Annotated in this window: 13 protein-coding genes and 1 tRNA gene; 8 read left to right on the top strand and 6 right to left on the bottom strand. The window is 62.3% G+C overall.

From position 1 onward, the window contains the following. Positions 1-18: 18 nt before the first annotated feature. On the top strand, positions 19-1,134 hold the full coding sequence (locus JDW18_RS08345) for a patatin-like phospholipase family protein (RefSeq protein ID WP_218243179.1): 1,116 nt from the start codon (positions 19-21) through the stop codon (positions 1,132-1,134). A gap of 323 nt (positions 1,135-1,457) precedes the next feature. Next, positions 1,458-3,881 (top strand): AI-2E family transporter, encoded by a 2,424-nt coding sequence (locus JDW18_RS08350; RefSeq protein ID WP_218243820.1) that lies wholly within the window; start codon positions 1,458-1,460, stop codon positions 3,879-3,881. Between the two features lie 95 nt (positions 3,882-3,976). Here the strand turns inward: JDW18_RS08350 and JDW18_RS08355 are convergent, their stop codons facing one another. Continuing rightward, a complete protein-coding gene (locus JDW18_RS08355) occupies positions 3,977-5,113 on the bottom strand; it encodes an iron-containing alcohol dehydrogenase (protein WP_218243180.1) in 1,137 nt (378 codons plus the stop codon). Positions 5,114-5,366: 253 nt separating this feature from the next. Then, a complete protein-coding gene (locus JDW18_RS08360) occupies positions 5,367-6,287 on the bottom strand; it encodes an MBL fold metallo-hydrolase (RefSeq protein WP_218243181.1) in 921 nt (306 codons plus the stop codon). A gap of 189 nt (positions 6,288-6,476) precedes the next feature. On the opposite strand from JDW18_RS08360, the gene JDW18_RS08365 reads away from it, so the two are divergent. The 3 genes from JDW18_RS08365 (at position 6,477) to JDW18_RS08375 (ending at position 8,638) form a co-directional block, all read left to right on the top strand. Next, positions 6,477-7,445 (top strand): alpha/beta hydrolase, encoded by a 969-nt coding sequence (locus JDW18_RS08365; RefSeq protein ID WP_246610352.1) that lies wholly within the window; start codon positions 6,477-6,479, stop codon positions 7,443-7,445. Positions 7,446-7,461: 16 nt separating this feature from the next. Then, the gene (locus JDW18_RS08370) at positions 7,462-8,319 is read left to right on the top strand and encodes a GNAT family N-acetyltransferase (RefSeq protein ID WP_218243182.1); all 858 of its coding nucleotides are present in this window, start codon (positions 7,462-7,464) and stop codon (positions 8,317-8,319) included. 172 nt (positions 8,320-8,491) lie between these two features. Further along, positions 8,492-8,638 (top strand) — tRNA-OTHER (locus tag JDW18_RS08375). 23 nt (positions 8,639-8,661) lie between these two features. Here the strand turns inward: JDW18_RS08375 and JDW18_RS08380 are convergent. The 4 genes from JDW18_RS08380 to ygfZ all read right to left on the bottom strand — a co-directional run bounded on the left by JDW18_RS08380 (position 8,662) and on the right by ygfZ (position 12,386). Then, a complete protein-coding gene (locus JDW18_RS08380; RefSeq protein ID WP_218243183.1) occupies positions 8,662-9,159 on the bottom strand; it encodes a GlcG/HbpS family heme-binding protein in 498 nt (165 codons plus the stop codon). A gap of 109 nt (positions 9,160-9,268) precedes the next feature. Beyond that, positions 9,269-9,853, bottom strand: coding sequence for a response regulator transcription factor (locus tag JDW18_RS08385; protein WP_218243184.1), 585 nt, complete (start codon positions 9,851-9,853; stop codon positions 9,269-9,271). Continuing rightward, entirely contained in the window at positions 9,850-11,367 is a 1,518-nt protein-coding gene (locus tag JDW18_RS08390) for a sensor histidine kinase (RefSeq protein ID WP_246610354.1), read from the bottom strand. The genes JDW18_RS08385 and JDW18_RS08390 overlap by 4 nt, the downstream gene beginning before the upstream one ends. A 44-nt stretch (positions 11,368-11,411) precedes the next feature. Continuing rightward, positions 11,412-12,386, bottom strand: a complete 975-nt coding sequence (ygfZ, locus tag JDW18_RS08395; RefSeq protein WP_218243185.1) for a CAF17-like 4Fe-4S cluster assembly/insertion protein YgfZ — start codon at positions 12,384-12,386, stop codon at positions 11,412-11,414. A gap of 45 nt (positions 12,387-12,431) precedes the next feature. Between ygfZ and mltG the strand changes: the two genes are divergently transcribed. The 3 genes from mltG to JDW18_RS08410 all read left to right on the top strand — a co-directional run bounded on the left by mltG (position 12,432) and on the right by JDW18_RS08410 (position 15,327). Next, a complete protein-coding gene (gene mltG / locus JDW18_RS08400) occupies positions 12,432-13,424 on the top strand; it encodes an endolytic transglycosylase MltG (protein WP_218243823.1) in 993 nt (330 codons plus the stop codon). A gap of 182 nt (positions 13,425-13,606) precedes the next feature. Continuing rightward, positions 13,607-14,296 carry a dTMP kinase gene (gene tmk, locus JDW18_RS08405; RefSeq protein ID WP_218243186.1) on the top strand — a complete coding sequence of 230 codons (690 nt, stop codon included), beginning with the start codon at positions 13,607-13,609 and terminating at the stop codon, positions 14,294-14,296. Next, positions 14,293-15,327, top strand: coding sequence for a DNA polymerase III subunit delta' (locus JDW18_RS08410; RefSeq protein ID WP_218243187.1), 1,035 nt, complete (start codon positions 14,293-14,295; stop codon positions 15,325-15,327). Before tmk ends, JDW18_RS08410 begins: the two co-directional genes overlap by 4 nt. The last annotated feature ends 67 nt before the right edge of the window (positions 15,328-15,394 follow it).

A 15,394-nucleotide genomic window follows, 5' to 3' on the forward strand; every position in this document is an offset into this window, starting at 1 on the left:
ATCAGCAACAATGCAGGCATGACTTCTGTTTCACCCGCTCTGCGCATTTATGCCGGCCCCAAGGCTCTGGCTCATCTTCGTCAGCATGGATTGGCGCCAGAGCATGTGCGCGTCATCCCCGCCGCAGCGGGTGGCCCTAAAGGGCTGATTCTGGGGCCGCTGGATCGTTTTATTTTTGGGCACTGGCTGAGTCAAAGCCATCAGCCGGTTGATCTGGTGGGGGCATCTATTGGTGCCTGGCGCATGGCCACTGCCTGCCTTGATAACCCCGAGCAGGCTTTTGAGCGGCTGGAGCGCGACTATATTGCCCAGCGCTTTGATCCTCCAGCGGGTCAGAAACGAACGCCAGCATCGCTGGTCAGTGAACGGTTTGCCCAAAGCCTGCAGGATTTTTATGGCGGCCGTATCTCCGAGGTTCTGTATCACCCGCGTTACCGGCTGCATGTAGTCGCCTCCCGCGGGCAGCACATGCTGGCGCGTGAGTCACGCTGGCGCACGCCGCTGGGCTATCTGGGGGCATTTGCCGCCAATGCGATGCACAGGCCTGCGCTGGGGCGCTGGCTGGAGCGGGTGGTGTTCTCAACCGGGGTTGACGGCGTTGCGCATCGCTTGCCGTTTTCGGCCGGCGGTTTGCGCACCCGGCAAGTCGCGCTGGACGAGCGCAACTTCATGGATGCTGTGCGCGCCAGTTGCTCGATTCCCTTTGTGCTGCAGGCGGTGCACGATATTGCCGGTGCACCTCGCGGCGCGTATTGGGATGGGGGCATTACCGACTATCACATGCACCTGGATTACGCGGCCTCCGGCGCTGCCAGTGAAAGCCACGGCGGCATTGTGCTGTACCCGCATTTTCAGAAGGCGGTCGTGCCCGGCTGGCTGGACAAGGGCCTGCGCTGGCGGCATCGGTCCAGCCGCTTTCTGGATGCCATGGTGGTGCTGGCGCCTGATCCAGCATGGGTCGGGCAGCTGCCGCGTGGCAAATTGCCAGATCGGCATGACTTTGTGGACTACGGCAGCGATCACGATGCCCGGGCTGCCGCATGGCATGCAGCGACAGCGGCAAGCCGCCAGTTGGCCGATGAATTTGCACAGTGGCTGGAGCGTCCGGATCTGTCGCGTGTGGAACAACTTTGATAGCTGCAGCCGCGCTTGAATGAAAGCTTTGAGGTGGCCAGTAACCTGTGCTGTAGGAAAATCATTGGCTAGCTGCTATCAATTTAGTCTAGTCACAAATCGCGGCAAAAGCTGACACTCTGAGAGAGCCTTAAGCGCTGCAATTCAAAGAGCCATTTCGGCAAGCAAGGTCGTTCATGTCACAGCAGTCCCACGATTCCTCCGATCCCGATTCTGATGATGCTTCGGATTCCGTCAGCCTGGGGGCGATTGCACCCGGAGAGCCACATGCCCGCGCACCCGTGGAACTTGAATCACTGCACTTGAAGCCCCAGCCCGGCGCAATGAACTGGAATGGGGCGGAGCGCCGCGTCAGCTCGGGAATGCCGGGGCTGGTGCAGCTCGGCGACATGCTTCCCGCACTGCGGTTGCTGGTTGGCATGCTGATTGCCAGTCTGGTCATTGCCGCCCTGTATTTCGGGCGCGATATGCTGATCCCGCTGGCGCTGGCGTCGCTGCTGGGCTTTCTGCTGGACCCAGCGGTCACGCGGCTCAAGCGCTGGGGGTTGCCGCGCATGGCTGCAGCGGTGGTGGTGGTCATGCTGGTGCTGGGGGTGCTGGGCGGCATGGGCATGTATCTGGGCAGTCAGGTCCAGCAGCTCAGTGCGGACTTGCCCACGTATCAGTCCACCATTCGCGACAAACTGCGCAGCCTGCGCAAAAACGCCAATATGCCCAGTGCCTGGGATGGTGTGTTCAAGACCTATCACACGGTTGAAAAAGAAATCACCACGCAGGACGGCAATGCACCGCGTGTGCAAAAAGTGCAGATTGAACGGCCGGAGTCTCAGCCCACCACGCAGATGCTGCAATGGCTGGGGCGGATTGCAGAGCCCGTTACAACGGCGGGCATTGTGCTGCTGTTCGTGATTCTGATTTTGCTGGATCGGGATGATTTGCGGGACCGCTTGCTGCGGCTGATGGGCGGCAATCTGCATATGGCCACCGATGCGCTGGACGAAGCTTCGGAGCGCATTGGCAAATACCTGCGCATGCAGTTCATCGTCAACGTGAGCTATGGCGTGCCGCTGGCCGCAGGCCTGTGGATGATTGGCGTGCCTGGCGCCATTCTGTGGGGGGTGCTGGGGGCCATCATGCGTTTTGTGCCCTATGTCGGCCCCATGCTGTCGGCCGTGCTGCCGCTGGCGCTGGCATTTGCCGTCGATCCCGGCTGGAATATGTTTCTCATGACGCTGGGGCTGATTCTGCTGCTGGAGCTGATCAGCAACAACGTGATCGAGCCTTGGCTCTATGGCTCCAGCACTGGCCTGTCCACGCTCTCCATCATCGTGGCGGCCACTTTCTGGACGGCGCTGTGGGGGCCGATTGGTCTGATTCTGTCCACGCCGCTGACCGTCTGCCTGCTGGTGATGGGGCGCAATATTCCTTCGCTCAAGTTCATGGAAGTCCTGCTGGGCAGCGAGCCGGTGCTGGGGCCGCAGCAGCGCCTGTACCAGCGCCTGCTGGCCGATGACAGCGATGACGCTGTCAGCAATGCGCTGGAAGTGGTGGAGCAGAACCTGCCTGCCAAGCCAACGCAGGAAGACAAGGCCGATGCCGTGAGCAGCTTCTATGACGAAGTAGCCATTCCCGCCTTGCGCATTGCCACGCAGCAGCATCTGGAAGCCGCAACGGCCGAGCACCGCCTGCGCCTGGCCAGCGGCATGGATGCCTTGCTGGAAGAGCTGCAGGAGCATTACCCTGCTGTGGCCGCATCAAAGCAGGGCAGGCAACCCAGCAGGCGCCTGCGCATTCACAGCGCCGGGGCACGCTGGGAAGTGGACGCCCTGGCAGCCGCCATGGTGGCCCATGCGGAAAGCCTTTACGGGCATGAAGTCAGCTGCACAGACTGGGCACTGGCCACCCAGACCAGTCTGGGGCAGCGCAGCAGCAGCGGCCTGCCTTCTGACAGTGACTGGCTGCGGGCCATGCAGAACACAGATCTGCTGGTGCTGTCCATTTTCAACAGCCAGCCACAGAACATGGCGCGGCGCCTGGTGCGCCGCATTCAAAAGCGCTGGCCGGGTGTGCCCGTGGTGCTGGCCTTGTTCAATGCGCCGCAGCTGGCGGCAGACCCCGGGTTCGCGGCTGAATGCGGGGCGCAGGCCTGTGTCACCAGCTTGCATGAGCTGCGGCTGTGGGTGCTGGCGCTGCAGGCCGAAGAAGTCAGCGATGGTGTCATTGCAGCCCCTGTGCCTGAAGACGATGTGGACCGCGTCAGGTCTTTGCATGCCAGCGGTGTGCTGGATGAGGCCTTGACCCCGCTGTACCGCGATACGGTGCAAAAAGCCATCAACGCGTTTGACACCCGCTGGGCACAGGTTTCATGGGTGGATGAAAAGCATGTTTATGCACCGGGCAGCTTGCTGATGCTGGAGCCCGACGACGGTTCATCCGTGCTCAGCATGCTGCGCGAGCAAAGCATCAGCTCCTATGTGGTCTATGAGGAAGAGCTGGTCGTGATTGGCGACCTGGCGCGTGACCCGCGCTTTGCAAGCAACCCCAGTCTGCAGGAAAAGCAGATTCGCTTCTATGCAGGCGCCCCGCTGATGGACAGGCGCGGTAATGTGCTGGGCTGCTTTGCCATCATGGATGACGAGCCGCGCAATATGTCTGATGACGATATGGATTTGCTGAGCGAAATGGCCGATCAGCTGATGGAAGATATTCGTATCGCACGCAAGCAGGGGCACACAGACAAGGAGTAGCCCCCGTTTGGGAATACACAAGTGGGTGCACAAGCGGATGCAAAAAAGCCTGCCGTGCAGATTGCTGCGGCAGGCTTTTTGTTTTTTCGGATCGTTTACATCGAGCTGCTCAGCAGCTGTTCATAGTCCTGGGCGGAAGCAATGCGCGGGTTGGTGGCATGGCAATGATCCTTGAGCGCGCCATCAATCACGGCGCTGAACTGTGCCGCCTCCACCCCCATGGCAGACAGGCCAGAAGGCAGGCCCAGGCGGGCACTCATGTCCCGGATGGCATCGGGAATATCGCTGCCGCTGCTCAGGCCCATGGCATGGGCCATGCGGTTCAGGCGGTCTTCGCGCTGCACGGTTTGAGCTTCGGCGTTGAAACGCACTACCGCAGGCAGAAACATGGCGTTCAGGGTGCCGTGATGCAGGCGCGGGTTCACGCCGCCCAGGCTGTGGCTCAGGCTGTGCACGCAGCCCAGCCCTTTCTGAAAAGCCATGGCTCCTTGCATGCTGGCGCTCATCAGCTGGCGGCGCGCCTCGCCGTCCTGGCCGTTGCGGGTGGCACGCTCTATGTGGGCCCAGCCCCGGGTCAGTCCATCGAGTGCAATGCCGTCAGCGGGCGGGTTGAAGGGGGCTGCCATGAAGGTCTCCATGCAGTGCGCGATGGCATCCATGCCAGTGGCCGCCGTCAGCAAAGGTGGCAGGCCCAAGGTCAGTTCTGGGTCGCAGATGGCGGCCTTGGGCACCAGATGCCAGCTGTGAAAGCCCAGCTTGCGGTGGTCGTCCACGATGATGATGGCCCCGCGCGCCACCTCGCTGCCTGTGCCGCTGGTGGTGGGCACGGCAATCAGTGGCGCCACCCGCTCGCTGATGCGGGGCGAGCCGCCTTCAATCGTGGCGTAGTGAGACAGCGGCCCTTCGTGCGTGGCGGCAATGGCCACGCCCTTGGCGCAGTCGATAGCGCTGCCGCCGCCTACGGCAATCAGGCCGTCGCAGTGCTGGGCTTTGTAGATTTCAGCGGCCGCACGCGCGGCCGCTTCCGTGGGGTTGCTGGGGGTCTGATCAAACACCGCGTGGGGCAGGTCGCCCAGTGCATCCAGGGCTTTTTGCAAAATGCCTGCCGCCTTCACGCCGGGGTCGGTCACGATCAAGGGTTTGCTGATGCCCACGCGTGCGCATTCCTGGCGCAGCAGCTTGACTGCGCCAAAGTCGAACTGGATCTGGGTGACGTAATTGATAAAAGCCATGACCGGAGTGCTCAATCTCGAAATGGGGATGGGGAAAATCTAGAAGCCTTGTGCTGCACTGAAAAGAACGCAAACCCTGCAAAGAGTGGTTTGTGCGTCGTGTAGGGGACAAGTGCTATGGGGCCTGACGTTTGCGGCGAGAGGATTCTTGAGATTGAATTCCCTTCAAGTCTTTGATTTGAAAGCGCTGGTAGCTATGATTTTTGAAACTTCTGGACAGTGCTCGAAGAAAGCCTGCAAAAAGAAGCTCAACTCAGCTCCTGTAGTGATAGCGCTGCGCTTCATCGGCTGCGACCATGCCTGCTGCGGCCAGTTCCGCCAGGTGCTGCTCCATGGTGCGGGTCTCGGCGGCTTTGGCCCAGGGCACGCTGGCGCCAACGGGGTAGAGCAGGCCCATGCCCGTCATTTCGGCAATCGTTTTTGGGGCCTGGCGAATCCAGTCCAGCAGTTTGTTGTCTCGCTCGTCTATTTTTGCGGTGAAGCTGGCAAGGTCGTGCAAAAACGCCTGCCTGTCGGTATAGATGCCGCGATGGTGCGAAGTGACCCAAACTTGTGCCGGAACCTGCGGCAGCCTGGCCAGCGTGCGGCGAAAGTCGCTCAGGCTGGAGGAGGCGTCGCCGTAGTAGGGGCCAAACCCCGTCAGGTCGATATCGCCAATGAAGGCCACGCCTTCGGTTTCCTCCACCAGCACGGTGTGGCCAGCGGTATGGCCGGGCATATGAAAAGCGCGAACCCTGGCATGGCCCAGATCCCAGACAGCGCCGTCGTCATAGGGCTGCGCATCGGGGCGCGGGGCATAAAAGAAGTCTTGCTGAAAGGCCTTGAGCAGTTGCTGCGACAGCGGGTTTTGCACGGGCATGCCCAGCGCGGTGCACATGCCCTCCCAGCTGCGCGCAGCCTGCACATCGCCGTGGTGAACATGGACTTGTGCATGGGGCAGGCGGTGCAGGCCCGCCATATGGTCTTCATGCACATGGCCCATGAGCACGATTTCGGTGGCATCAAACTCTGCGCCGATATGGTTGGCCACGATGGGGGTGTCAAAGGCGGCTCTGGTGTCTGAGCCATGAATCAGAATCTGATTGCCATCTGGGTACTTGCCGCTTCGGTGACCGAAGAAAACCCGGACCCGGCCAAAGTCGGTGGAGCGAATAGGGGTGTCAGAGATGTTCATGGCAGCGTGTATGAGCTTGCTGAGGTTCCGCCAAGATATACCAGCACTTTGCCGGCAGATGTCACCAGATGGGCAGGCAGACAAGTGTTTGCAGGCGTTAGCCCCCGCATGGGTCATGTGCTTGACTGTGAGCGCCCCCGGATGGCCTCACAATGCCGCCTGTGTTTTCAACCTCCGTGAATCAAGACCATGTCTGATACATCTTCCGCATTGACGCACTCCATGCGCGACGTGCTGCGCCGTATGGAGCGCGCAGCGCGCACCCCCATGCACCAGTTGGGGGCCGCAGGCGCCAAGGCTGCCTATGAGGCGGGCGCTGGTGTGCTGGAAATTCCCAGCGCCAAGCTGGCGCGCATCGAAGATCTGCAAATTCCTGTTCGTGATGGCGTGCTCCTGCCCGCGCGGCTCTATGCACCGCTTACCCAGGCTGAAACGCCAGAGGCTGGTTTACCTGTGCTGCTGTATCTGCATGGCGGCGGCTTTACCGTGGGCAGCGTGGCGACGCACGATCAACTGTGCAGGCAGCTGGCGCATCTGGCAGGCTGCATGGTGGTGTCGCTGGACTACCGGCTGGCGCCGGAATTCACCTTCCCGACGGCGCACAACGATTGCTGGGATGCCTTGCAATGGCTGGCCGCCCATGCCGCAGAGCTGGGCGCAGATGCCAGTCGCCTCGCGGTGGGGGGGGACAGCGCAGGCGGCACCTTGTCGGCCTATTGCGCCATTGAGGCACGTGATGCAGGTCTGAAGCTGGCGCTGCAGCTCTTGATTTATCCGGGCACGACGGCGCACCAGGACACGGATTCGCACCGCCGCTACGCCAAGGGTTTTGTGTTGGATGAGGCTGCTATCACCTGGTTTTTTGCGCAGTACCTGCCCAACCAGCAAGACCGCGAGGACTGGCGTTTTGCCCCGCTGCTGGCGCCCGACGTGGAAGGCGTTGCCCCTGTATGGATGGGCCTGGCCGAGTGCGACCCGCTGGTGGACGAAGGCGTGGAATATGCCGACAAGCTGCGCATGGCGGGCGTACCTGTCGATCTGGAAATCTACAAGGGCGTGACCCACGAATTCGTCAAGATGGGCCGCGTGATTGCCGAAGCCAGGCGCGCCCATGCGGATATGGCGGATGCGCTGAAAAGCGCGTTTGGCCTCCATTGAAATCTGAGAAACAACTATGAACCGACAAGACTTTCGCAGCTTTACCCGCATTGAAGTGCGCTGGGCCGAGGTGGATGCGCAGAAGATCGTCTTCAACGCCCATTACCTGATGTATGCCGATGTGGCCATCACCCGCTACTGGCGTCAGCTGGCCATTCCCTACGAGGCGGGTTTTGCTGCGCTGGGTGGCGAGTTGTTCGTCAAAAAAGCCAGCACCACCTATCACGCCTCGGCCACGCTGGGCGATGTGCTGGATGTGGGCATACGCTGCGTGAAGCAGGGCAATACCTCGGTGCAGTTCGAGGCGGGCATCTTCCGCGGCATGGATTTGCTGAACACGGTGGAGCTGGTCTATGTGTTTGCCGACACGGCCACGCAGACGCCGCAGCCCCTGCCGCAGGCCATGCGCGATGTGCTGACGGCCTTTGAAGCCGGGCAGGAAGTGGTGAGCCTGCGCTCTGGCAGCTGGAACGACCTGGGGCGCGAAGCCGAGCGCCTGCGCATGGCGGTGTTTGTGAAAGAGCAAGGCGTGCCGCGTGAGATCGAGATCGACGAGTTCGACCCGATTGCCCGTCATGTGGTGGTGCTCAATGCCCTGCAGCAGCCCGTTGCTACGGGTCGACTGGTCAGTGATGCGCCGGGCGTGGGTCGCATTGGCCGCATGGCGGTGGACCGTGGCGTGCGTGGCGGTCGCTGGGGGCGCATGGTGCTCGACAGCCTGATCGAATCCGCCCGTGAGCGTGGTGACCGCGAAGTGGTGCTGCACGCCCAGCGCCATGCCGAGCCCTTCTATCTGCGCGCAGGCTTCAAGCCCGAAGGCGAGCCTTATGATGAGGCGGGCATCCCTCACATCACCATGCGCCGGGTGTTTTGAGAACTCTGCTTTTGATAGCTGCTAGCGCTTTATGGATAATCGCTGCAGCCTGATTGAATCAATATTTGAAAGGCGCGACCATGGGCAGAATCATGATGGTGCTTTGCCTGATCGGCGTTGCCGTGGCTGCCTATGTGGCCTATCGCTACGGGGTGTTTTGACGCATTGAACGAGAGAGGTGACTGAGCGGCTGAAGGTGGGCGCCGCCCAAGAGCAGCAAAGCCAGCGTTTTGGCGCTGGCCTTGATGCTGGAGGGAGCGCTCTGTGGCAAACGCCCCTGTGGTCGTGCCGCACGCAGGTTCGAATCCTGTCCTCTCTTACCTGCGGGCAGTGTTTGCAGAGTTACTGCAGCTGGTCCTTGATGGCGGTCAGCGCCTTCTGTGCACAGGCCTCGTCCAGATGACCGCCAGGGGCACCGGCCACGCCAACCGCTCCAATGGTGTCGTTGGCTATCTTCACGGGCACGCCTCCTGCCAGCACCAGAAAGCCGGGAATCTGTGCCATGCCAGCCGCGTCGGGGTTGGATTGAATGGCCTTGGCAATGCCGCTGGTGGGGTTGCGCGACGAGGCCGATGTGAATGCCTTGGCACGCGAAGCCTCTGCGGTGTGGGTGCCTGCACCATCGGCGCGCACCATGGCCAGCAGCACGCCAGCGCGGTCCACCACGGAAGCGCTGACGTTATAGCCTTCGGCGCTGCAGGCGGCCACGGTCTGCTGGGCCAGTTGCACGGCGGTGGCCGATGCAATGCTGCGGTTGCTGGTGGTGGCAGCCAGAGCCGCTCCGGTGGCGGCGCTCAGGCCCAGAGTGATGGCGATGGTCTTCAGCAGGCGTTGGTTCATTTCGACTCCTTGAGTTCAGATTTCAGGCAATGTCTGAACTGTAGAAGTCATGGCTGGCGCTGCCCATTCGCAGCTTTGCCCAGCCGCCTCGGTAATCCTACGGATGGTGTCAGGAGTGGTGGGCGCACAGCAGCAGGCGCGTTTGCTCTGCAACAGAGCCTGTGCCCAGCTTTTCGGCCAGCTTGGCGCGGTGGGTATCCACGGTGCGCACGGAAATATCCAGTGCTGTGGCAATTTCCTTGCTGCCCAGCCCTTTGGTAATCAGCGCAAGCACTTCGCTTTCGCGCTCGGTCAGAGACTGCAGGCTGCGCTGCGCCTCCTGGCGCTCGGCCAGTTGGCGCAGTTTGGCCTGGGCAGCTTCTATGGCTTCCAGCAGAGTCTGCTCTTCAATGGGTTTGGTCAGAAAGTCCGTCGCTCCGGCCTTGAAGGCGCGGCGGCAGGCGTGCAGGTCGCCGTGGCCGGTGATGACGATGGTGGGCCAGTTCAGCCCCTGGGCCAGCAATTGCTCGTGCATCTGCAGGCCGGACATCAGCGGCATGCGCAGATCGGTGATCAGAATGCCGGGCTGGTTACGGTCCAGATGCGCCAAGCAGTCGGCGGGGGATTCAAAACAGGTCACGGGCAGCTCATAGGTCTGCAGCAGCAGATGCAGGGCTTCGCGTACCGAGGGGTCGTCGTCGATCAGGTAAATCATGGTTCTACATGCGCTGCGCCAGTCGCGCTCGTTTCGGCTGCTGCGCGTGGAAGCTGCATCGCAAAACAGGCGCCCTGCGCGCTGGGTCGATGCTCCAGCTTGCCGCCCATGCGCTCCATCAGCGTGGCACACAGCGGCAGGCCCAGACCCATGCCTTCGGCCTTGGTGGTGAAAAAAGGCTCGAAGGCGCGCTGGGCCGTGGCGCTGTCCAGCCCGGGGCCGTTATCTTGCACGTACAGCAACAGTTGCTGGTCTTCCTGAGCGAGGGTGATCGTGATGACGGGATTGGCGGTGGCGGACTGCTGCAACGCATCCAGCGCATTGCGCACCAGGTTGTGCAGCACTTGCTCCAGTGCCACCGGGTCGGCCAGTGCCATGCAGGGCTGGGCTGGCGGGATCCATTGCAGTTTCACGCCCGCCTGCTTGGCCGGGCCTTCCAGCAGCAGCAAAGCCTGTTCAACAAGCTGGCGCAAATCCAGCGTCTGAACCTGACTGGGCGCATTGCTGATATAGCTGCGCATGCGTCCCAGAATGTCGCCCGCGCGGCGGGCTTCGCGCACATTGGCTTGCAGGGCGGCTGTCAGCAGCGCGGGCTTGCTCAGCTCTTGGGCGCGCAGGGCGGCCTGGCTCTGGCTCAACAGTGCAGTGACGGGCTGCGCCAGTTCATGGGCAATGCCGGATGCCATCTCGCCCAGGCTGTTGATGCGTGCGGCATGGGCCAGTCGGGCCTCATTGGCCAGCAATTGCGCCTGCTGCTGGTGGGCGCGGCTTTGCTGGCGGCTGCGCCACAGCAGGGCGCCAAGCCCCACGAGCAGAAGGCTGAGCAGAGCGCTGGTCCACAGCATGCGGGCGTTGAACCAGGGGCGAGGATGGCTCAGTAGTTGCACCTGCAGGGGCTGGCCATAACCGTCCAGCGTGAACTGGCCGAAAGCCTCGCTGCCGCCGGCTGCATCAGGCTTTAGCAATGGCTGTTCGTGCAGGCTGATGCCCAGCAGCACCTGCGGGGGCAGGCTGCCTGCATCCAGCAAATGCTCAGAATCAATACGAACGCACAACCAGCCTGCGGGATTAGCTATCTTTTTGATGAGCAGATAGCGCCCGCCATGCAGGCGGTCGGGCAAGCTGGCAGATTCGCCGGGTTTGAGAGTGGACGCCAGTTGTTCTGCGGCAGGCAACTGGCAACTGCCTGTGGCGGGCTGGCTGGCGGTGACCAGATCAATGGCCTCGATGCGAGGGTAAATCGTGGCAATAGAGTGCGCCACGCGCTGCAGGGCCGTGGATTCATGGGCCAGCGGTGCTAGGGCCGTCAGCGCCGTCAGGTGGGCCTTGTGCTGGGCAATTTTCTCCAGCATCTGGCTTTGCACGGTTTGCGTCAGCTCTGTCTGCTGGCGCTGGGTGTTCAGCCGTTCCTGCCATATCTGCAGGCCCAGCAGCAGCGCTGTCGTCAGCAGCCACAGCCCGCCCAGCCACCATGGGTGGCGTGCAAAGCGGGCGGGTGAAGGCTGTGGCGGCAAGGCGTGGCGCTGGGGTGTTGCACAGAGTGGGGCTGAAGGCGCGATCAGATATCGGCCAGCAGCTCGTAAGGCAGGGGCAGCAGTTGCAGCGCAATGCCGCTGGCCGCGTCAGCGCTCTGGCCTTCTGCCAGGGCGGGGTGGGCGAAAAGGTCGCTGCGCTCGGATGAGGCAATTTGCATGGACACCAGCGCATCCCAGCCACCTGCAGGCGCTGCAGCGGCCTGCACCACGGTGCCGGTGGATTGCTCCAGGTCTTCGGGGCTGAAGACTTCCTGGTCCACGGCCAGCGCCTGGCTGGCATGCACCAGATAAGTGCGGCGCTTGAGCGTGCCACGGAACTGGCTGCGGGCCACGATTTCCTGGCCGGGGTAGCAGCCCTTTTTGAAGTTCACGCCGCCCAGCGATTCATAGTTCAGCATCTGGGGCACAAAGGCATCGACCACGGGGGCAGACAGCGTGGCTACGCCGCTTTGCACTTCAGACCATTGCCACAGGTCTTCGCTTAGCGCGGCGCCTGCGGGCTGCTGATCGGCGGGAGCCACCCACAGCGCTCGGCTATTGCCTGCGGCGGGGTATAGGGCCAGCACGCTGGCATCGCCTTCGTGCTTGAGGCTCCAGGGGGCCGCATCGGCGCTCAGATATTGCTGGGCCGCGCTGCCGGCGAGGCCGTACAGGCTGAACTCGCCCGTGGCATCGCTGAGCTTGCATTTGGCGCGCATCACAAACATGGACAGGCGCTTGAGCGTAGGGGCCAGCAGGCTGCGGTCACAAATGAGCACAATTTCCTCGGCCGAACGCTTGAAGCCGATAAAGCTGGCCAGCATGCGGCCCTTGGCCGTGCAGAACGCGGCCAGACGGGCGTGGTTCATATCCAGCAGGGCAAAGTCGTTGCTCAGCTGGCCATGCAGAAAGCTGGCCGCGTCGGCCCCCACGGCGCGAATGACGCCCAGATGGGAGATGGGGGTGATGCCATTGAGAGGCTGCAGGGCTGTAGGAGCGGACAAGGTGGACTGAGTCATGGCTGAATTATGATCGCCGCTCCAAGTCTTCAATGGATCAAGGTTGTGCGTGCTTTCTTCCGTGCACTGATTATTTTGCTATTGCTGGCCGCTGCTACTGCGGGTGGCGCATGGTGGTGGCTGAATCAGCCGCTGCAACTGTCTCAGCCCAATCTGGAGCTGGAGATAGAGCCCGGCACCACCCCGCGTGGTGTGGCGCAGAGCGTGGTCAAGGCCGGTGTGCAGACCGATGCGCGCCTGCTGTACGCATGGTTTCGCCTCTCGGGCAAAGACCGCTCCATCAAGGCCGGTAATTACGAGCTGAGCGCAGGTCTGACCCCTTATGAGCTGCTGCAGAAGTTGGCGCGTGGCGAGGAAAGCCTGCGCGCGCTGACGCTGGTGGAAGGCTGGAACTGGCGGCAGGTGCGTGCAGCGCTGGCCCGTGAAGAATTTCTTAAGCAAGATAGCGCTGGCCTGAGCGATGAAGCGCTGATGGCGCAGCTCGAACGTGCAGGCGTTGCCCCCGAAGGCCGCTTCTTCCCCGATACCTATACCTATGCAAAAGGCAGCTCGGACATTGCCGTGCTGCGCCGTGCCCTGCATGCCATGGATCGCCGTCTGGCCGATGCCTGGGCCATGCGTGCGGCCAATACGCCGCTGAAATCTGCCGATGAGGCCCTGATTCTGGCCAGCATCGTGGAAAAGGAAACCGGCCGCGCTGCCGACCGCCCCCAGATAGCGGGTGTGTTTACCAACCGCCTGCGCATTGGCATGCGCCTGCAGACAGATCCGACGGTGATCTACGGCGTGGGCGCAAGCTTTGACGGCAATCTGCGCAAGCGCGACTTGCAGACCGACACGCCCTGGAATACCTACACCCGCGCTGGCCTGCCCATCACGCCGATCGCCATGCCAGGCAAGGCCGCGCTGATGGCTGCTGTGCAGCCCGATCAGACCAAGGCCATTTACTTTGTGGCCAAGGGCGACGGAACCAGCCACTTCAGTGCCACGCTGGACGAGCACAATAGGGCGGTGAATCGATATCAGCGGGGGCAGTGATTGCTCCCCCTGAGGCGCTGCGACCTAGGCGGCCCCCGCCTTCCCCCTCTCTCGCTGCGCGGGAGGGGGACAACATCTGCGCTGTGGGGCGGCCCTTGCTCGATGTTTCTGAGTTGGGCTCTGTCTGAACTGGTGGCAGTGAGCTTTTCAGGCGCGGCCAGCAATCAATGGATGATTTTTAGATGACAAAAGGACTGTTCATCAGTTTCGAAGGCATAGATGGTGCAGGCAAGTCCTCGCATATTGAAGGCCTGGCCCAGGCTTTTCGTGAGCAAGGCCGTGTGGTGACGCTGACGCGTGAGCCCGGCGGCACGCCGCTGGCGGAGAAGCTGCGTGCGCTGATGCTGCATGACGCCATGGACCCGCTGACCGAGGCGCTGATTGCCTTTGCGGGCCGACGCGACCATCTGGTGCAGGTGATTGAGCCCGCGCTGGCGCGTGGCGAGGTGGTTATCAGCGACCGTTTTACCGATGCCACTTTTGCCTATCAGGGCGCTGGCCGAGGTTTTGACTGGGATCAGCTATCAATTCTGGAGCGCATGGCGCAGACGGGTACTGGACTGCACCCTGATTTAAAGCCTGATCTGGCCGAAATCTTTATGCGCGAGCCGGATATGACACTGTGGTTTGACTTGCCCGCTGAAGTTGCTGCCGAGCGGCTGGCGACGGCCCGCGTGCCTGATCGCTTTGAATCCCAGCCCGGTGCATTCTTTGCCCGCGTGGCCCAAGGCTATGCACGCCGCGCAGAGGCTGCGCCGCAGCGCTTTGCACGCATTGATGCCAATACCAGCCGTGAAGCCGTCTGGCAGCAGATTACGCTGGCTGTGGGCCACAAAGGCTGGCTGCGCTTTCCCGAGGGTGACAAGGCATGAGCGAGACACCGCAGCCCGCACCATGGATTGCCGCGCAGCGCCGCCAGTTGCTGGCCCAGCGCGGCCACGCCTGGTTGTTGCAGGGGCCGTCTGGCCTGGGGCAGTACGAGCTAGGCTTGTCATTGGTGCGAGCCTGGCTGTGCGACCAGCCCACGGCCGATGGAGCTTGTGGCCACTGCGGTAGCTGCCACGCGATTGATGTGCGCGCCCATGCCGATCTGTGCGTGCTGATGCCTGAGGTGCAGATGATGGCGCTGGGCTGGCCGCTGCCAGAAAAGGCGCAATCCGAGATTGACGACAAAAAGCGCAAGCCCAGCAAGGAAATCCGCGTGGAAGCCATGCGCGATGCGGTTGAGTTCTGTCAGCGCACCAGCGCGCGTGGCAAAGGTAAGGCTGTGCTGGTGTACCCGGCCGAGCAGATGAATGCCATCGCGGCCAACGCGCTGCTCAAGACGCTGGAGGAGCCACCGGGTGATGCCCGCTTTGTGCTGGCCAGCGAGGCTGCGCACCAGTTGCTGCCCACCATCCGCAGCCGTTGCCTGACCCACACCATGACCTGGCCCGCAACGGCAGAGGCTACGCAGTGGCTGCAGGCCCAGGGCATGTCGGAAGGCGATGCGGCGATGGCCTTGCAAGCTACAGGCGGCCGCCCCGGTGATGCGCTGCGTATGTCTGCTGATGCGGGCAAAACAGCGGCATGGTCTCAGTTGCCCCGCCAGATTGCCAAGGGTGATGTGGCGGCGTTGGGTGCTTTTGCCCCTGCGGATGCGGTCGAGGCGCTGCAGAAGATCTGTCACGACCTGATGGCGATTGCCTCCGGCGCTGCTCCACGCTATTTTTCTGGCGCCGATCTTCCGGCCAAGCCACTTTCCATGTCGCTGCTGGCCACATGGTCACGAGAGCTGCTGCAGGCAGCGCGCACGGCAGATCACCCCTTCAATGCAGGCCTGATGACAGAAGCCCTGGCTGCCAGAGCGCGAAGCGTATTGATCTCGGGCAAAGTCGCCCGGACTGGACGGCCAGGCAACTGAGTCTGGTGTGGCCCCTGCCTGCGCAGGGTGTTAACCTAATGGCCTCTGCCTTGCCGCTCCACAGAAC

Origin of the sequence: Comamonas fluminis, from assembly GCF_019186805.1 — a bacterium.
In the GTDB taxonomy this organism is placed as follows: domain Bacteria; phylum Pseudomonadota; class Gammaproteobacteria; order Burkholderiales; family Burkholderiaceae_C; genus Comamonas; species Comamonas fluminis.